The organism is Hymenobacter endophyticus (assembly GCF_032464715.1).
GTDB lineage: Bacteria > Bacteroidota > Bacteroidia > Cytophagales > Hymenobacteraceae > Hymenobacter > Hymenobacter endophyticus.
This window is the reverse complement of sequence record NZ_JAWDJT010000002.1, coordinates 235967-253078: the sequence shown is the minus strand read 5'-3', so window position 1 is coordinate 253078 and position 17112 is coordinate 235967. Positions and strand designations below refer to the sequence as shown.

Annotated in this window: 16 protein-coding genes; 9 read left to right on the top strand and 7 right to left on the bottom strand. The window is 61.1% G+C overall.

Features of this window, described 5'->3' with window-relative positions; all coding sequences use genetic code 11:
- Window positions 1–64: 64 nt before the first annotated feature.
- Entirely contained in the window at window positions 65–1000 is a 936-nt protein-coding gene (locus tag ROI90_RS03500) for an ABC transporter ATP-binding protein (protein WP_315996940.1), read from the bottom strand.
- Window positions 1001–1241: 241 nt separating this feature from the next.
- On the opposite strand from ROI90_RS03500, the gene ROI90_RS03495 reads away from it, so the two are divergent.
- Together ROI90_RS03495 and ROI90_RS03490 are read left to right on the top strand one after the other, a co-directional pair.
- The gene (locus tag ROI90_RS03495; RefSeq protein ID WP_315996939.1) at window positions 1242–2513 is read left to right on the top strand and encodes a sensor histidine kinase; all 1272 of its coding nucleotides are present in this window, start codon (window positions 1242–1244) and stop codon (window positions 2511–2513) included.
- 178 nt (window positions 2514–2691) lie between these two features.
- Window positions 2692–3432 carry a LytR/AlgR family response regulator transcription factor gene (locus tag ROI90_RS03490; RefSeq protein ID WP_315996938.1) on the top strand — a complete coding sequence of 247 codons (741 nt, stop codon included), beginning with the start codon at window positions 2692–2694 and terminating at the stop codon, window positions 3430–3432.
- A 139-nt stretch (window positions 3433–3571) separates the two neighbouring features.
- On the opposite strand, the gene wrbA is transcribed toward ROI90_RS03490, so the two are convergent.
- Window positions 3572–4183: an NAD(P)H:quinone oxidoreductase gene (gene wrbA / locus ROI90_RS03485; RefSeq protein ID WP_315996937.1), complete on the bottom strand. Its 612-nt coding sequence runs from the start codon at window positions 4181–4183 to the stop codon at window positions 3572–3574.
- Between the two features lie 472 nt (window positions 4184–4655).
- On the opposite strand from wrbA, the gene ROI90_RS03480 reads away from it, so the two are divergent.
- The 6 genes from ROI90_RS03480 to ROI90_RS03455 all read left to right on the top strand — a co-directional run bounded on the left by ROI90_RS03480 (window position 4656) and on the right by ROI90_RS03455 (window position 10669).
- Window positions 4656–5240: an RNA polymerase sigma factor gene (locus ROI90_RS03480; protein WP_315996936.1), complete on the top strand. Its 585-nt coding sequence runs from the start codon at window positions 4656–4658 to the stop codon at window positions 5238–5240.
- Window positions 5221–6867 (top strand): hypothetical protein, encoded by a 1647-nt coding sequence (locus ROI90_RS03475; protein ID WP_315996935.1) that lies wholly within the window; start codon window positions 5221–5223, stop codon window positions 6865–6867. Before ROI90_RS03480 ends, ROI90_RS03475 begins: the two co-directional genes overlap by 20 nt.
- A 21-nt stretch (window positions 6868–6888) precedes the next feature.
- On the top strand, window positions 6889–7245 hold the full coding sequence (locus tag ROI90_RS03470) for a DUF6970 domain-containing protein (RefSeq protein ID WP_315996934.1): 357 nt from the start codon (window positions 6889–6891) through the stop codon (window positions 7243–7245).
- Window positions 7246–7522: 277 nt separating this feature from the next.
- Entirely contained in the window at window positions 7523–9559 is a 2037-nt protein-coding gene (uvrB, locus tag ROI90_RS03465) for an excinuclease ABC subunit UvrB (protein ID WP_315996933.1), read from the top strand.
- Between the two features lie 95 nt (window positions 9560–9654).
- A complete protein-coding gene (locus ROI90_RS03460) occupies window positions 9655–10002 on the top strand; it encodes a hypothetical protein (protein ID WP_315996932.1) in 348 nt (115 codons plus the stop codon).
- A gap of 136 nt (window positions 10003–10138) precedes the next feature.
- Window positions 10139–10669, top strand: coding sequence for a hypothetical protein (locus ROI90_RS03455; protein WP_315996931.1), 531 nt, complete (start codon window positions 10139–10141; stop codon window positions 10667–10669).
- A 9-nt stretch (window positions 10670–10678) separates the two neighbouring features.
- Here the strand turns inward: ROI90_RS03455 and ROI90_RS03450 are convergent, their stop codons facing one another.
- Window positions 10679–11383, bottom strand: coding sequence for an HAD family hydrolase (locus ROI90_RS03450; protein WP_315996930.1), 705 nt, complete (start codon window positions 11381–11383; stop codon window positions 10679–10681).
- Window positions 11384–11430: 47 nt separating this feature from the next.
- On the opposite strand from ROI90_RS03450, the gene ROI90_RS03445 reads away from it, so the two are divergent.
- Window positions 11431–12060, top strand: a complete 630-nt coding sequence (locus ROI90_RS03445; protein WP_315996929.1) for a chloramphenicol acetyltransferase — start codon at window positions 11431–11433, stop codon at window positions 12058–12060.
- A gap of 3 nt (window positions 12061–12063) precedes the next feature.
- Here the strand turns inward: ROI90_RS03445 and ROI90_RS03440 are convergent, their stop codons facing one another.
- The 4 genes from ROI90_RS03440 to ROI90_RS03425 form a co-directional block, all read right to left on the bottom strand.
- Window positions 12064–14280, bottom strand: coding sequence for a bifunctional alpha,alpha-trehalose-phosphate synthase (UDP-forming)/trehalose-phosphatase (locus ROI90_RS03440; protein WP_315996928.1), 2217 nt, complete (start codon window positions 14278–14280; stop codon window positions 12064–12066).
- Between the two features lie 188 nt (window positions 14281–14468).
- Complete coding sequence (locus ROI90_RS03435; RefSeq protein ID WP_315996927.1) at window positions 14469–15314, bottom strand: cyanophycinase; 846 nt, start codon at window positions 15312–15314, stop codon at window positions 14469–14471.
- Window positions 15315–15699: 385 nt separating this feature from the next.
- Window positions 15700–16479, bottom strand: a complete 780-nt coding sequence (locus tag ROI90_RS03430; RefSeq protein WP_315996926.1) for an isoaspartyl peptidase/L-asparaginase family protein — start codon at window positions 16477–16479, stop codon at window positions 15700–15702.
- On the bottom strand, window positions 16476–16895 hold the full coding sequence (locus tag ROI90_RS03425) for a hypothetical protein (protein WP_315996925.1): 420 nt from the start codon (window positions 16893–16895) through the stop codon (window positions 16476–16478). The genes ROI90_RS03430 and ROI90_RS03425 overlap by 4 nt, the downstream gene beginning before the upstream one ends.
- Between the last annotated feature and the right edge of the window lie 217 nt (window positions 16896–17112).

The following is a 17112-nucleotide window of genomic DNA, read 5'->3' as shown; positions in this document are numbered from 1 at the left end:
CGGGGTTGAATACTCAGCTGAATTGAGCTAGATTCCCCACTTCGTTCGGAATGAAAAAGTCGTTTTACACAGCGGCCACGCGGCTTTCGGTGAGGTGGAGAAAGGTGTCCTCCAGGGTGGGCTGCTCCAGGCGCAGACCGTACAGCGGCTGCTCGGCGGCAATCAGCTCCACGGCCAGGGCGGCCGTGTGCTCCTGGCTGAGCCAGGGCAGCCAGAGGGTGCCGGGGCCCGCTACCGTAGCGCCGGCCAGCAGGCGGGGCAGCAGGTTGCGGCAGCTTTCGGCGTCCAGGGTTTCTATTACCAGGCGGGCGCGGCCGGTTTGCAGGCGGCGTAAATCGGGCAGGCTGCCCTGAAATACCAGCTTGCCCTGCTGAATCACGCCCACGTGGGTGGCCATTTTCTCAATTTCGCTGATGAGGTGGCTGCTGACCACAATGGTTTTGCCGTGCTGCCGGCACAGGCGCTGCAGCAGTTCCCGCATCTCAATAATGCCGTTGGGGTCGAGGCCGTTGGTGGGCTCATCCATCAGCAGTAGGTCGGGGTCGGAGAGTAAGGCAATGGCTAGGCCCAGGCGCTGGCGCATGCCCAGGGAGTACTCCTTGGCGGGGCGGTGGGCGTTATCAGTCAGGCCTACCAGTTCCAGTACTTCGGCGGTGCGGCTGGCGGCCACGCCCCGCAGGCGGCGGGTGGCTTCCACGTTTTCGCGGCCCGAGAGGTGGTCGTAAAGCGAGGGGTTTTCGATGAGGGCGCCCACCCGGTCCAGCAGCGCCACTCGGTGCCGGGCCAAATCGTGGCCGAACAGGTGGACCGAGCCGCTAGCCGGCCGCAACAGGCCCAGCAGCAGGCGCATGGTGGTGCTTTTGCCGGCTCCGTTCGGCCCCAGGAAACCGTAAAGACTGCCCGGCTCCACCTGCAGGTTCACATCGTGCAGGATAGGCCGCTGGCCGAAGCGAAAATGGAGGCTGCGGGTTTCGAGCAGCAGGGGAGTAGTGGATTTCATAGCGCAGAAAGACAGATAGAACGGCAGCAAACCTAGCGGCCCTGCTATATCTTCTCTGGCCTATTCAACCAACCCACCGGCCCGGCCCCGAAACGACGGTTTTTCCCGCGCAAAATCTGTTTTCAGTCCCCCAGTAAACTCTGGCTCACGTTTGCGCTGGCTTTGTGGGCGTTGGCGGTAGTTATGGGCGGGTTGATTGAAAAAAAGCCGGAAAACGGCCTTCCGCGTGCTATTTTCGATGATGGAAGTTCTGTCCGCTCCGCTAAGAGCCTCGTCGGGGAAAGATGCAGCTGGTTCCCGCCTTAGCTGGCGCAAGCGCCTGCGCGCCTGGCTCCGCCCCGATACCTGGTCGGCGGCTCAGGAAAACCTGCGCGTCCCCCGCTGGATTCACGTGGTACTCTGGGTGGTGCTGGTGCTGCTGGACGGGCTCAAGCTGAGCAGCGTTATCAATGTGCTGCCCCGCTTCCCGGCCACGCTGGGCGAATGGCAGCCGCTGTGGCCCATGGTAGGGCGGTTGGTGGTGGAAGATATTTGCGCGGCCACTCTGTTTTACTTGACCTGGCGCTGGCTGGTACCGCGCACCCTGGGCCGGGCCCGCGTGCTGCAATACGGCCTGATTACGGCCCTGCTGGTGCTGCCCTACGCCCTGGCCATTGGCTGGCTCACGGCCCAGACCTCCCGCAAAGGCGTGCAGATTTCGGCCTACCGCGTAACGCGTCCGGTAGGGACCAACGGCCGGCAGGTAACCACCATTGTACCGGGCCGCAAGCCCAACGCCGATACCACCGAAGTGTGGGCCCGCATCTTCAGCTCGGCCATTGTGGGCGTGTTTATCATTGGGAGCAGCTCGGCCCTGCGCATCACCGGCGACTACGTGCGAGGCCAGCGCAACCGCCGCGAGATGGAGCGCCAACAGTTACTGACAGAGCTGGCCATGCTCAAAACCCAGATCAACCCGCACTTCCTCTTCAACACGCTCAACAACATCTACTCCCTTACCAGCCGCAAGTCCGATAAGGCCCCGGAGGCCGTGCTGCGCCTGGCCGAAATCATGCGCTACCTGCTCTATGAAAGCAGCACCGATACTGTGCCCCTAAGCCGGGAAATTGCCCATTTGCGCAGCTTCCTGGATTTGCAGCGGCTGCGGCTGTCGGCTTCGGCCCAGGATGCCATTCAGTTTGAGGTAGAAGGCACTTCGCCCGACTGCGCCCACCCTATTGCGCCCCTGTTGCTGCTGCCTTTGGTAGAAAATGCCTTCAAGCACGGCGACCTGACGGCCCGCCCCGTGGCCGTACACATTTCTCTGCTGCTGGCTTCCGATGGGCTGCTGCGCTTCACGGTGCTCAACCACGTAGCTCCCGCCGATGCCGAGCGGGAGCTGCCCAAACAGCCCGGGGGCGTGGGCCTCGTCAACCTGCACCGCCGCCTGGAGCTGCTCTACCCCGGCCGCTACGCCTTGGATGTACAAACGCCCCCCGGCCAGCACGTGGTGACGCTGGTGCTGTTGCAGTAGGGTAAGAGGGTTTGGGGGGAAGTGGGTAGGAGTCGAGGACAGTCGTTTGAACGCTATCCGTTGACAGTCAGCTCGCCTCCGCTAACCTGCCTTATTGCGCTGCATCCAACGCGACGATATATATTTCCCGCTATATCATCCTAAACTCCTACCTTCCTACCCTCATACCCTGATAAAGATGACCTGCGTTATCCTCGATGATGAGCCCCTGGCCCTGGACCTGCTGGCCGATTACTGCGCCCAGGTGCCCGGCCTGGAGCTGAAAGCCCAGTTTGACGATGCGCTCCAGGGCCTGGCCTATCTGCAGGATAACCCCGTGGACGTGGTGTTTCTGGATATTCACATGCCCCGGCTCACGGGCGTGCAGCTGGCCCAGCTGCTGCCCCAGCCCGGCCCCCGCATCGTATTCACCACCGCCTACGACCAGTACGCCGTGCGTAGCTACGAGCTCAACGCCGCCGACTACCTACTCAAACCCATTGCCTTCGAGCGGTTTGTGCAGACGGTGCAGAAGGTGCGCCAGCAACTGCAACCCGCCGCGCCTATAACGCCAGCTCCGGCTGCAACTCCCGCTCACTCCGAGGCCACGCCCACCGCGCCGGATGCCATGTTCGTCAAAAACGACCACCGCCTCCAGCGCGTCGCTTTTGATGATATTCTCTACATAGAGGGCATGAAGGAGTACCTGATGATTTACACCGCCACCGGTAAGGTGCTCACACTCCAGTCGTTCCGACGGGTGGAGGAGGTGCTGCCGCCCGAGCGGTTTGCCCGCATCCACAAATCGTTTCTGGTGGCCCTGAGCCGCATTGAGCACGTGGAGCGCGGCAAAGTGCAGGTAGCCGGCCGCCTCCTCCCCATCGGCGACACCTACCGCGACTCGTTCAATGCCTTGATTAAAGCCTATAATCTGCTGTAGTAGAGAAGAGAGGAATAAACTAAAGCAAAGGACCTTATCACGCTGGAACGACTTGTTCTGACGTGATAAGGTCCTTTGCTTTGCTCAGGATGACAGGCTTACGTTTAGCTTTTGTCTCCTGACTTCTATCTGCTTCCGCTTACTTAGCCAGCTTCTTGGCAATTTCAGCGGTGTGGCGACCCTGGAAACGGGCACCTTCCAGCTCATTGTCGCTGGGCTGCCGCTCGCCCTGGCCGCCGGCCACGGTGCTGGCGCCGTAGGGCGTGCCGCCGGTTACGTCGGTGTGGCCCATCTGGCCCTGCCAGGCGTAGGGCAGGCCCACAATCACGAGGCCGTGGTGCAGCATTTCAGTATGCAGGCTGCGCAGCGTTACTTCCTGGCCGCCGTGCTGGGTGGCGGTACTCACAAAGCCGCCGCCCACTTTGCCTACTAGCTTGCCCTGGGCCCACAGGGCACCCGTACCGTCAAGGAAAGCCTGAATCTGGCTGCAGACGTTACCGTAGCGGGTGGGCGTGCCAATGATGATGGCGTCGTACTGGTCCAGCTCCTCGGGCTTGGCTACCGGAATGTGCTCAAACGCCTTCTGGGCCTGCGTAGCACCAATCTGGTCGAGCAGCTCCTTGGGTAAGGTTTCAGGTACACGCTTAATAACTACTTCGTTATCGGCCACCTGGCGAGCACCTTCAGCCACGGCTTCCGCCAGCTTATATACGTGACCATACGTGGAGTAAAACAGCACCAGAGTTTTCATGGAAGATGAGGTTAAAGGATGAATGAGCAAATACCAAGGAGTTGTTGGCTACTTCTAGCCGGCAACGCGTGTAACTACACGGTAAGGCAGCTGCAGGTTACGAAAGCCGAAATTCTATGAGAGCAAAAAGCTGTTGCTGAAACGCTTATCTTGTACTCCCCAAAAAAGCAGTTATCCTATGCAACCTCCCGTGGGGCCACTAGCCTCTTGGGTGCGTACTGGTTGCCGCAGCTTTAGGGCGGGCTACCGAATTAGTTTATTCCACTTTGCAGCGTATGCAGCATTCCTACTTGCGCGGTTGTAGCCTTCCTGGGGAGGTAGCCGCAGGTGAGCACTCTAACGCCGGCCCCTGCCAGGGCCGGAACCGGCAATGAGCGCCCTCTCGGCCACGTTGGGAGGGGGCGGGCTGCGTAGCCTGCTGCCCGGGGCTGCTGCGCGCCCGGAGTCCCTATCCTCGTCGTTATCCGCTCCTGTGCGCACTCTTACCCCGCCTTCCCAGCTCTCCGACACCGAGCTGCTCGACGGTTGCCTGGCGGGCAGCCGCCTCATGCAGAAATACCTGTATGAACGCTTTGCCGGTCGCATGATGACCGTGTGCCTGCGTTACGCCCAAACCACTTTTGAGGCCGAGGATGTGCTCCAGGAAGGGTTTCTGACGGTGTTCAAAAACCTGGGCAGCTTCCGCCGGGAATGTCCCCTGGAATTCTGGATTCGCCGTATCATGGTGAATGCCGCCCTCCGCCAGCACCGCCGCAACGCTCCGCTAGTGGCCGTAAGCGACGGGGGCGAGTACCCCGAAGACCTGGCTGGCGAGGAGTTCACCCTCTCCAACTACAATTTTGAGGAGCTGCTCAACCTGATTCAGGAGCTGGCTCCCCGCTACCGCATGGTGTTCAACCTGTTTGCCATTGAAGGCTACGGGCACAAGGAAATCGGCGAGATGCTGGGAATTTCCGAGGGCACCAGCAAATCACAGTACTCCCGTGCTCGGGCAATTTTGAAAAGTAAAGTCGAGCGTCTCGACGCCCACCGCACCCATGGCAGCTTCCGCTCCTAACGATAACACACCCAACCACCAGGACCCGCGCCCAACCGGCGACCTGGAGCACCTGTTCCGGCAGAAGTTTGCCGATGCAGAGGTGACTCCGCGCGCCAGCTTCTGGGAGCAGCTCGACCACGAGCTGGTAGTACAGCAGCACGAGCAGATAGTTCAGGAAAATACCGCCTACCGCCGCCGCCTGGTGCTGCACCGTTGGGTGGCCGCAGCCTGCCTGCTGCTGGCCCTGGGTTTCGGTAGCTGGGCATATCTGCACACGGCTCCCTTTACTACTGGCCTGGAACTGGCTGCGGAAACGGGCTCAGGTACTAGCACTAGTGCACTGCCCGACGCAGCCAGTAATGCCTCCACCGGCAGCGCCGCCGATGGTGCCGCCAGTAGCGCCTACAACGAGGCGTTGGCTGCTGCCTCCTTGGCTGGCTCCCAGTCTGCCGAAGGGCTGCTGGCGGCTCCGGTTGCTGGCGGCAGCGGTGCTGAGTTTGGTAACGCAGGGTACCCGGTAGCTATCCGCTCGGTGCGGGCAGAAAATGGGCGGGCCCTGGCGTACGGCGCGGCTGCCTACGGCCGAAACGGCCAGGCGGCTTACGGCTACACTGGCAACGGCTACACCGGCAATGGCTATACCAACGGGCTGCTCAACGTACTACTCTCGAACGGCCAGGCCGGACCAGGCGGACAGGAAACCGGCCTTTTGTCGAGGGCGGGCCTGCTGACGCCCCGGGCCGCTTACCTGCGTAGCCTGCTGGGACTGGGCCGCCCCGACTCTCTCAAGCCAGCTTTGCTAGCCGTGCCCCAGCCCTCCAACGAGGCCGTTGCCGCCGCCGAGCCAGAGCATAAGGAAACGCCCAAGCTGTGGAAGCGCCTGCGCCTGGGCGGGAGCTACGCGGTAGGTACGTTCAACCCTAACATCAACTTTTCTCGCACCGATGGCCGCGTGAAAGCCGACCCGGTAACCAATGCCCTGCGCTCCTACTACCAGGAGGAAGCGGAGGATGAGTACCGCCGCAACCTGCGGGCTGGCCTGAGCCAGCGGGTCGCTCTGGCCGCTTCATACGCTCTAAACAAGCACTGGACGCTAACTGCCGCCGCCGAGGCCTCGGAGCAGCGCGCCACTTCGGCTACTACCTACGGTTTCATCGACGGGAAGCAGGTGGGGCCCCAGGCCGCCGATATTTTCAGCCGGCCCGCTGCTTACAGCCCGGCTCCGGCCCAGCCCCGCACTACCTCTTACCGCTACCGCATGGCCAGCGTACCGGTAGCGGTGCAGTATGGCTCCGGTAAGGCAGGCTTATCGCTCTACGCTAAGGTGGGGGCGGCTGTGGGAGTACTGCTCACCAGCCGCTCAGAGCTGGCCGGCTCGCCCCAGGCTACCCGGGAGTACACGTCCAAATCCACGGACTCGCCTTACCGGCAGATGCTGGTTTCGGGCCGGGGTGGTGCCGGCGTGCGGTATCAGCCAGCTTCGGCGGGTTGGAGCATGGCCGTAGGCCCCGTGGCCGAAACCTACTTCACTACTCTCAACGCCAACCCCAACCAGCGCGCCATCAACCAGAGCCGCCCCTACAGCCTGGGCATTGAGGCCAGCGTAGAATTTGGAACTCCTAAGCCCATGCCGGGTGTCCAGTAGGCATTGTTTGCCGCCGCTTTAATGATGAACCGCACCTTTTTCCGTTGTCTGACGTGGCTGCTCCTGCTGGGGGCGGCTACCTCCTGTGCCTCTACCAACGACTCCATTGAGCCCGCCTGCGCCGGTAACTTTTCTGCTACCCTCATCGAGCAGCTCAAGCAAAAGCCCAAGCAAACTCCGGCCGCCGAAGTAACCCAGTACACCTACCAGAACCAGATGGTGTACCTGGTAACCGGGGGCAGTACCAGCTACGTGTTTGATGCCTGTGGACAGGTAATTTGCTCGGCGGCGGTACGAAATAACCCTGGCGACGGTCGTTGCCCCGATTTTGCCGCTACGGCCACCAACCCCCAGCTCCTCTGGACCGACCCCCGGTGAGATAGTGAGATAGTGAGTGCCCTGGCGAACCGACCGACACTATTCGTCTTCACTTTTGCGCACCACCTGCTAACCTGATGAGCCCTTACTTCCACGTGGAGGTAAGGGCTTGTTACATTTCAGGAGGTAGCCCGTTGATCAGGATGGTATCGGTCGGTTCGCCAGGGTACTCACCATCTCACCATTTCACTATTTCACCATCTCACCGTTCCCCGAACCAACGGCCCCGAAATGCAGTTATGATAGGCTACCCTTTCACGCCCTATCTTGCCGCTGCATGAAGTATCAACTGACCTCGGAATTCACCCCCACCGGCGACCAGCCCACGGCTATCAAGCAACTGGTAGAAGGCGTAAATAATGGTGAGCCGGCCCAAGTGTTGCTGGGGGCCACGGGCACGGGCAAAACCTTCACCATGGCCAACGTAATTGCCGAAACCGGCAAGCCGGCCCTGGTGCTCTGCCACAACAAAACCCTGGCCGCCCAGCTCTACGGCGAGTTCAAGCAGTTCTTTCCCAATAACGCCGTCGAGTACTACATCAGCTACTACGACTACTACCAGCCCGAGGCCTACATTGCCTCCACCGACGTTTTTATCGAGAAAGACCTGGCCATCAACCAGGAGATTGAGAAGCTGCGCCTGCACACTACCTCCACGCTGCTCAGCGGCCGCCGCGACGTAATTGTGGTTGCCTCCGTGTCGTGCATTTACGGTATTGGTAACCCCGAGGAGTTCGGCAAAAACGTGATTTTCCTGGCACCCGGCCTGCGGTATTCGCGCAACAATCTGCTCTATCAGTTCGTGCAGATTCTGTACTCGCGCACGGAAATGGAGTTCACGCGCGGCACGTTTCGGGTGAAGGGTGATACTGTGGATGTGTTTCCGGCCTACGCCGACCACGCCTACCGCATCTTCTTCTTCGGCGACGAAATTGAGGCCATTCAGAAAATTGACCCCCAGAGTGGCAAGAAGCTGGCCGACGAAAAATCGGTGACGCTATACCCGGCCCAGCTGTTCGTAACGGGCAAGGATACGCTCAACCAGGCCATCCGGGAAATCCAGTTCGATATGACCCAGCAGCACGCCTACTTCGAGAAGGAAGGCCGTGACCAGGAAGCCAAGCGCATCATGGAGCGTACGGAGTTCGACCTGGAGATGATTCGGGAGCTGGGCTACTGCTCGGGCATTGAAAACTACTCGCGCTACTTTGATGGCCGCCAGCCCGGCAGCCGCCCCTTCTGCCTGCTCGATTACTTCCCCGATGATTACCTCCTCGTTGTGGACGAAAGCCACGCCACCATGCCCCAGATTCGGGCCATGTGGGGCGGTGACCGGAGCCGCAAAACGGCCCTGGTAGAGTACGGTTTCCGCCTACCTTCGGCCATGGACAACCGCCCGCTCACCTTCAACGAGTTTGAGGGCATGGTGCGCCAGGCCGTGTACGTATCGGCTACGCCCGCCGATTATGAGCTGACCCAGGCCAACGGCGTGGTAGTGGAGCAGATTATCCGGCCCACCGGCCTGCTCGACCCCGAAATTGACCTGCGCCCCAGCGGCAACCAGATTGACGACCTGCTGGATGAGGTGGACAACCGCGTGAAAATGGGCGACCGGGTGCTGGTAACCACTCTCACCAAGCGCATGGCCGAGGAGCTGCAGAAGTATATGGAGCGCCTGGGCATCAAGTCGCAATACGTGCATTCCGACGTGAAAACCCTGGACCGGGTAGAAATTCTGCGGCAGCTGCGCCTGGGCGAAATTGACGTGCTCATAGGCGTAAACCTGCTGCGCGAGGGCCTCGACTTGCCGGAAGTTTCGCTGGTAGCCATTCTGGACGCCGACAAGGAAGGCTTTCTGCGCGACCAGCGCAGCCTGATTCAGACGATGGGCCGCGCCGCCCGTAACGACCGAGGCAAGGTGATTATGTACGCCGACCGGATTACGGGCTCCATGCAGCGGGCCATTGATGAAACTAACCGCCGCCGCGCCACCCAGCAGGCCTACAACGAAGCCCATGGTATCACGCCCCGCACCGTGCGCAAAAGCCGGGAGGCCATCATGGAGCAAACCTCCCTGTCGGATTACCGCATCCAGGAAGGCGCGGCATATTCCGGGCCCGATGCCGACGTAACCCTAGCCATTGCCGCCGAGCCGGTAGTGTCCGTCATGGCCCGGCCGGAGCTGGAGAAGCTCATCAAACAAACCGAAAAGCAGATGGAAGCTGCCGCCAAGGACCTCGACTTCCTCACCGCCGCCAAGCTCCGCGACGAGTTGGCCGCCCTGAAACAGGTACTCAAAACCAAACGGGAGTAACTGCTTAGCATGAGCAGAAACCGCGTGGCGCAGTTATTGCGCTTGTATGAGCTACCGGCTGCTATTGGCCGGTAGCTCATTTTTTACATTCGGTTATGCGCCTTATTCTTACTGTATTGCTTGTGTGGGCTGGGAGCTTCCTGGCGTCCGCTCAGGCCCAGCAAGTGTCCGCCCGTTACCAGTTCATGCACGTCAGCCTCGATTATAACCGCTTGTATTTCTTTCCGGCGTATCAGAACCGGGAAGATGTGAAGGTGGAGGAGTATATGGGAAAGTCAGTAGGGCTTTTTGACAGCCGAATGCTAGGGTGGGAGGCCATGAGCCGTCTGCTCACGGAGCTGTCGGCGGAGAGCTGGGAATTGGTGAATATGGTAGCTAACAATGATGAGGACGGTAACCGAGGAGCTGTGTATCTGCTGCGCCGGCCTTTGCCCGCCAAGTGACTGCGCGGGCCCCGGTTCTTGCAGTAGCTGGTAAGATTGGTGCAGCATTAGGCCTGAAGAAAATAGCGGCCTGGCACAATATTCGGAGGAGGGCGAATAGTACAGCCAACGTAGGCCATACCCTCTCTTTTACCTTATGAAATATCCGGTACTGTTATCTGCTTTGCTACTGCTGTACACGGCCGCAAGTGCCCAAACCACTGAGCCGGCAAAGCCCGTGCGCCCTATGCCGGCTTTCCCGGCGCTACCCGAAACGGCTCTGCAGCCTACCGCCACTGTCACCCGGCCACCAAGCGCCGCAATTAGCAGCCGCTTTCAATACCAGCTGCTGAAAATGCAGAATGGGCAAGTCGCCTATCTGGCGCCAGCGTGGCGAGGCATTACGCAACTGGAACCTGACCGTGTGCAGAATGGCCGCCGGAGCGAGGTAGTGCCGGGTTCACTGGAATCTAAGCTCATGCTAACGCTCAATGAATTGTCATTGGAAGGCTGGGAGTTGGTGGAAGTTTACAACTTGTCGCAGCCAGTGAGTGCCCAGCAAAGCATTGAAACCAGCCTCACCTTTAACGACCCCAACCGGCCCGTCTATTCCGGCTCTACTTCCATCAATACGTACACCGAAACGCGCTACCTGCTGCGCCGGCCCTTGCCCGCAACTGGCAAGTAGCCTGGCATATTAGTTTATCTGGGCAAGCCAGCCCGGCACTTCGGCCAGGGAGGCCACCTCCTGAAACGATACGCCCGCCAAATCCTCCTCGGAAACCCGCTCCATTACCCACGTAGTGTAGTAGGGCACGTACACGGCCCGCCCGCCCAGGCGCGCCACCGGCAGCACGTCTGATTTCAGGGAGTTACCAATCATGACGAACTCCTCGGGCGGCACGCCGTGGCGGGCCAGCAGGCGCTGGTAGGTAGCCTCGTTTTTCTCGCTCACAATTTCTACGTGGTCGAACAGGTCGCCCAGGCCGGAGCGGGCCAGCTTGCTTTCCTGGTCGAATAAGTCGCCTTTAGTGAGCAGCATGAGGGGGATGCCCTGCGCCTGCACGGTGGCCAGCACTTCCGGCACGTGGGGCAGCAGCTCAATGGGATAATCCAGCAGGCGCTTGCCGTAGTCGAGGATGTGCTGGATTTCCTGGCCGCTGACTTGCCCGTTGGTGAGCCGGATAACGGTTTCAATCATGGAAAGCATAAACGACTTGGCGCCGTACCCGAACAGGTGCAGGTTTTCGCGCTGCAGGGCAAAGAACTGGTTGCTGAGTTGTTCCGGGGTACCGTAGTGACTAAGCAGTTCATACAGGTGCGCCTCGGCCAGGTCGAAGTGGGGCTGGTTGGGCCAAAGGGTGTCGTCGGCGTCGAAGGCAATCAGGCGGGGCGCGGGCATGGTGGCAGCAGGAAATTGGTAGCGCGAAGTTACCGAACTTGGCGCCCATGAAGCAGCTGATTGACCTGAGCACCTGGAACCGGCGGGAGCATTTTACCTTCTTTTCAGGCTTCGAAGAGCCGTTCTGGGGCGTGGTGACGGACGTAGACGCCACCCGGGCGCTACAACGAGCCCGCGACCTGGGCTGCTCGTTTTTTCAGCTCTACCTGCACTGCACCCTCACGGCCGTGAACCAGGTGGAAAATCTGCGCTACCGTATTGAGGAGGGCCAGGTGGTGTGCTACAACCAGATTCATGCCTCGCCTACCCTGGGCCGCCCCGACCATACGTTCGGGTTTGGCTTCGTGCCGTATCACGCCGATTTAGATACTTTCGGGCGAGGCCTGGAGGCTGAAACTGCCGCCGTGCAAGCCAGCACGGGCCTCCGCCTGGGGCCCGAAACGGGCCGCCCGGATGTCATTCACTTCTCGGCCATGCCCTGGCTGTCCTTCACCGGCCTCACCCACGCCCGCTCCTTCTCCCACCCCGACAGCATTCCGAAGATTTCGGTGGGCCGCCTCCGCTCCGAAAACGGCCGCCAGCTGATGCCCGTGGCCGTCAACGTGCACCACGGCCTGGCCGACGGCTACCACGTGGGGCTGTTCGTGGAGGCGTTGCAGCAGGCTCTCAATCAGTAGCAACTAACCAAGCGGGCCGGGCTCAGCTACCAGCGTGGCCGAGGTGCACAGGCTACCCAGCAGCTTGTGCACCTCGGCCACGCTGGCAACGGAGTAGCGGGCCCGGGAGCGGGGTGTGGGCCCAACTTTCAACGAATAGGCCCCGGGCGGCAGCGCCGCAAAAATGTCCTCATCGGTCCGGTCGTCGCCCAGGGCCAGTATAAAGCCCGGCTGCGTTGCCCCGAGCCACTGGGCGGCGGCCGTGCCCTTGTTAATGCCAGCCGTCTTGATTTCCAGGATCTTGTTGCCTTCCAGCACTTGCAGGTCGGTATTGGAGGTCATGAAGGTGAGGTGGTGGAGCAGGTCGCGGGTGCGGACGGCTCCCAGCCCGGCATCGGCCCGGCGGTAGTGCCACACCAGGGAGTAGTCCTTCTCTTCAATGGCGGAGCCCGGGGTACGGCTCACGTACTGCTCCAGAATGGGCCGGATATCCCGCTTCCAATCAGCCCGGAGGCCCTCCTGAAACGGCCGCCACTCCTCGCCGGCCCGGCGCAGCCACACGCCGTGCTCAGCCACAAAATGCAGCGGCAAATGCCCCAACCAGCCATCCAGCGTAGCCCGGTCGCGCCCACTGATGATGACTACTTGGTTGCGCACATCCGAAGCCAGACTCCCCAGCAGCTGCAGCAGCTCTTCGCGCGGGTACGCATCCTGGGGGCGGCCGTGGAAGCGCACCAGGGTGCCATCATAATCAAGCAGTAGTAGCCGCTGCCCGGCCGCCCGGTAGTCGTGCAGCAGCTGGGCACGGGTAGGGGCATCCAGGGTATCGGTGGCCAGGGTTTGCTGCTTGATTTTGCTGTAGGTCAAGCGGTCCAGAAACAGCCGGGTCCAGGCAAACACGTCGTACTGCTGCACCAGGGCCTGCAGGGCAGCCATGCGGGTTTGCTGCTCTTCAACGGGCATGTGCAGGGCTTCGTGCAGTGCCTCCACCAACTGCCCGGTATCGGTGGGGTTGATAAGCAGGGCATCGGCCAGCTCCTGAGCCGCTCCGGCCCGCTCGCTCAGGATCAGCACGCCGCGCTGGTCAGTTTTGCTGGCAATAAATTCCTTGGCTACCAGGTTCATACCGTCGCGCACGGGCGTTACCAGGGCCACATCGGCGAGGCGGTAGAGGGCGGCCAGCTCACCTGGCGGGAAGGAGCGGTAGAAGTAGTGGATGGGATTCCAGGCAATGTTGCTGTACTGGGCGTTGATGCGGCCCACCAGCTCGTCAATTTCCTCTTTCAGGGCCGCGTACTGTGCCACCTGGTCGCGGGAGGGCACCACCAGCATCAGTAAGCTTACCCGTCCCCGCCACTCGGGGTAGCGCTGCAGCAGCAGCTCAAAGGCCCGCAGGCGCTGGGCAATACCCTTGGAATAATCAAGCCGGTCAATGGACAGCACTATCCGCGTGTGGCCCAGGGCCTGCCGGTAGGTGCGCGCGTGCTGGCGGGCAGCTTCCGAAGCGGCGGCTTCGGCGTAGCGGCCGTAGTCAATGCCCATCGGAAAAGCATCTGCCAGCACCGTGCGGGTGCGCGTTTCTACCTGCCCGTTGTGGCTGGGCAGCCCCAGCAGCTGCGACACGGCGCTCAGGAAATGATGCATGTAGCCGAAGGTGTGGAAGCCAATCAAATCGGCCCCTAGCATGCCCCGAAGCAGTTGCGCACCCCAGGGTAGCACCCGCACCAGCTCGTAGCTGGGAAAGGGAATATGCAGAAAGAAGCCGATGGTAGCCTCGGGCCGCTGCTGGCGCAGCATTTCCGGCAGGAGCAGCAGCTGGTAATCGTGCACCCAAACGGTGTCTTCGGGGCCGGCTAACTCCAGCACCGCCCGGCAGAATTTCTCGTTGACGGCCACGTAGGCTTCCCAGTGGGCCTGCTCATAGGTGGCGTATTGGCTGAAGTAGTGGAAAGTGGGCCAGAGGGTGGAATTGCTGAAGCCTTCGTAGAAGTCCCGGATTTCGTCCTCGGTCAGGAACACCGGCGCCATGCTGTCCTGGCGCAGCTGCTCGGTTACCTGGGCCTGTTCGGCGGGCTCCTCTACTGATAAGCCGGGCCAGCCTACCCACACATTGCCATCGGCCTGGTAAACAGAGCCCAGGCCGGTAGCCAGGCTGCCTTCACTGGGCTGAAATGTGAAGCCCTCGGCAGTGCGCTGCCCTTTAGTGGGGAGGCGGTTGGAAACAATCAGGGTTCTGGACATTACTTTTCAGCGCTGGAAAACCAGTTCTACCAACATCTGCCGTGAACTGGGCCGCGTACATTTCGGGCTGAGGGGGTGTGCTGCAGCAAATGGTCAGCGCACATTTTGGGCGGGAGTCAGCCGGCCAGCACGCAACGCACGAGGCGTAGCAAGCCAGCCACCAAGTAAGGCAAGTTGGTGGACCAGGGTTAGGCTACCTCGTTGAAGCCCGGTAGGGTAAACCGCTGGCCCTTGGAGAGCAGGTGCAGGCGCAGGTCGCGGATGGAAAAAACCTCGCCAGGCTCTATTTCCGCAATGGTGTTGCCGGTGCAGTTATGTCCATCCAGCAGCACCACAATGCCATTGCCAACTACCTCCAGCTCCGAGCCCTGGTGCACCAGTACGGCCGTGTCCTCTTCCAGCCCCAGGCCGATGCAGCCGGGATTGGTGGCAATAATCTGGGCCATGCGCACGATGCGGCCACGGGCAATAAAGTGGGTGTCGATGGCCACGTCGCGTACCAGCTGCAGGCCGGTGGTAATGTGAATCTCGTCCTTCACGAACCCGGCATCGTTGCGGCCCTGGTAAATCATGGGCGTGCTCATGGCCGTAGCGCCGGCGCTGGTTCCGGCAATGATGATGGGCTCTTGGTAGTAGCGCTCCGTAAGGCGGTGCAGCAGCCGGGTGCCCCCAAGCAGGGAAGTGAGGCGCAGCTGGTCGCCGCCGGTAATCATCACGCCATCGGCCCGGCTGATGACTTCCAATGCCTCGGGGCTGTTGGCTTGGTCCCGGTCCCGGATATCGAGCACCTCTACGCTCTCAATGCCCAATGCCGAAAACGCCTCCAGGTAGCTTTGGGCCGCTTCTGCCGGCTCCTCAGAGGCGGCAGGTAGTATAACAACGGTGCGGGAGCCTTTCAGCTCGTCTACAAAACGCTGCAGAATAAAATCGGGCGATGTTTCTTGGTTGCTGCTTTTCTGATCAGATGCGTCGCGCTGTTCGTGGCCGCCAATAGCGAGCAAACGGCCTTTGGGTCGGGGTGAGGTAGTAGGCATGGTGAGCAGGAGGAAGTGTAACCAGCGCCCACGCTTCCGTCGGCCGTAGGCGGTTAGCAAAAAGCGTGGGCGCTGACGTGTGGGAGGGCGTAAGCGCCGTAGTGGCCTGCACCGTTCCCGGTCCATCGATGCGACTTACATTCTGCAAGAATGAACTCAGGTGGTTTTACGGTGCGGCAAGTGGCCAGGATCCGCTAGAAATACGGATTTGCAGGGCGGCAAAACACGTAATTACGTTGCTGGGGCAAGGCTATTCATCCCGCCAGATGGCCACGTAGGGTTTGGCCGTACCCACGCGGTAGGCCCGGCGCATCACGTTGGTATTGAACTCCAGCGCAATGTTGCCGTGGGGGTCAATCCCAATAATGCCTTTGTCGCCACGCAGTTATTCGTCGCGCAGGTGGACGGCCGCCTGGCAGGCTTCATTCAGGGGCAGGCGGCGGTACTTCACCAGCGCGTACACCTCGTGAGCCAGGGCTCCGCGCAGTATCACCTCCCCTTCGCCGGTGCAGGACACGGCACAGGACTCGTTGCTGGCGTAGGTACCGCCGCCCAGCACCGGACTGTCGCCAACGCGACCCTTCGATTGGCCCTCCAGGCCGCCGGTGCTGGTGGCTACGGCCAAGTTGCCGGCCTGGTCGAGGGCTACGGCTCCCACGGTATCGTGGCTGGCGGGAGCCGCCGGGTTCTGCTGCAGTAGTTCCAGCCATTCCTGCCGGGTTTTTTCGGTTTGGAAGTAGCTGGGAGGCTGCAGGGGCAGGCCACACTCCAGGGCCAGCTCCAAGGCGCCTTCCCCCGACAGGCAGACGTGGGGGCTGTTGTCGATTACCTGCCAAGCCAGGCTGATGGGGTTCTGCACGTACTTCACCCCACTCACGGCCCCGGCCTGCAGGGTGCGCCCATCCATAATGGCGGCGTCCATTTCCACCTCGCCCTGGCGGGTAAGGCCGCTGCCCCGGCCGGCATTGAAGTGCTCATTGTTTTCCAGGAGGCGTACGGCCGCTTCCACCGCATCCAGGGCAGTGCCGCCGTCGTGCAGAATCTGCCAGCCGGCCTGCAGGGCTTCCTGTAGGCCTTGGCGCTGCTGGGCTTCTTCTTCCGGGGGCAGCTTGCCGGGTTCCATCGTCACGGCGCCGCCGTGCAGTACAAGGGCATACTGGCTCATACGCGGCTGATGGGGGTAAGCTGCCATAACTGTCCGCACCCGGCAGGCAGGCACTGCAGACGATAATAGCCGCGCAGCAAATTTCCGTTGAAGGTGAGCCATAATGTGCCCTGGGTCAGCGCCTGGCGCAAGTTGGGGGTAGTGCCCGAGGCAGTAGGGGCCGACTGCACAGTTCCGGTTTCCATGCACACCAAGGGACTGGAGGAAGGCGGCGTGGTGAGCAGCCACAGCAGCACGGGGCGCTTAGAGAGCCGCTTTACGCGTTGCGAAATCACCCAGTGGGCCAGTACGCCGGAGGCATCTTCCAGCACCAGCTCCTGATAGGCCGGGGTTTCCGGGGAGTAGCGGATGGTGAAAGCCAGTGCCGAGCGGGGTGGTACTACCACTACGTCGGCAAAGTGGAGCTCATGATTCATAGCGAAGGTAGGACGGGACAACAGCATGCCCAGTATAACGGCGTCCTGCTCAGTTGCGGCCAGATAGAAAATACTGATTTTACGGCCGCTACCTCCACACTCCTCTCCGGATTTATACGGAAAAGCAGAACCATGAAGTATTGATAGATACTTGATATAAAAAGAATTGCATACAGAAATTCATTCTCTAAACCATGGGCCCCGCCAGAAGCTTGTC

Bases quoted from the DNA above. Each gene is read 5' to 3' on its own strand.
- ROI90_RS03500 (WP_315996940.1), bottom strand. From the start codon at position 1,000: ATGAAATCCACTACTCCCCTGCTGCTCGAAACCCGCAGCCTCCATTTT.
- ROI90_RS03495 (WP_315996939.1), top strand. From the start codon at position 1,242: ATGGAAGTTCTGTCCGCTCCGCTAAGAGCCTCGTCGGGGAAAGATGCA.
- ROI90_RS03490 (WP_315996938.1), top strand. From the start codon at position 2,692: ATGACCTGCGTTATCCTCGATGATGAGCCCCTGGCCCTGGACCTGCTG.
- wrbA (WP_315996937.1), bottom strand. From the start codon at position 4,183: ATGAAAACTCTGGTGCTGTTTTACTCCACGTATGGTCACGTATATAAG.
- ROI90_RS03475 (WP_315996935.1), top strand. From the start codon at position 5,221: ATGGCAGCTTCCGCTCCTAACGATAACACACCCAACCACCAGGACCCG.
- ROI90_RS03470 (WP_315996934.1), top strand. From the start codon at position 6,889: ATGATGAACCGCACCTTTTTCCGTTGTCTGACGTGGCTGCTCCTGCTG.
- uvrB (WP_315996933.1), top strand. From the start codon at position 7,523: ATGAAGTATCAACTGACCTCGGAATTCACCCCCACCGGCGACCAGCCC.
- ROI90_RS03460 (WP_315996932.1), top strand. From the start codon at position 9,655: ATGCGCCTTATTCTTACTGTATTGCTTGTGTGGGCTGGGAGCTTCCTG.
- ROI90_RS03455 (WP_315996931.1), top strand. From the start codon at position 10,139: ATGAAATATCCGGTACTGTTATCTGCTTTGCTACTGCTGTACACGGCC.
- ROI90_RS03450 (WP_315996930.1), bottom strand. From the start codon at position 11,383: ATGCCCGCGCCCCGCCTGATTGCCTTCGACGCCGACGACACCCTTTGG.
- ROI90_RS03445 (WP_315996929.1), top strand. From the start codon at position 11,431: ATGAAGCAGCTGATTGACCTGAGCACCTGGAACCGGCGGGAGCATTTT.
- ROI90_RS03440 (WP_315996928.1), bottom strand. From the start codon at position 14,280: ATGTCCAGAACCCTGATTGTTTCCAACCGCCTCCCCACTAAAGGGCAG.
- ROI90_RS03435 (WP_315996927.1), bottom strand. From the start codon at position 15,314: ATGCCTACTACCTCACCCCGACCCAAAGGCCGTTTGCTCGCTATTGGC.
- ROI90_RS03430 (WP_315996926.1), bottom strand. From the start codon at position 16,479: ATGAGCCAGTATGCCCTTGTACTGCACGGCGGCGCCGTGACGATGGAA.
- ROI90_RS03425 (WP_315996925.1), bottom strand. From the start codon at position 16,895: ATGAATCATGAGCTCCACTTTGCCGACGTAGTGGTAGTACCACCCCGC.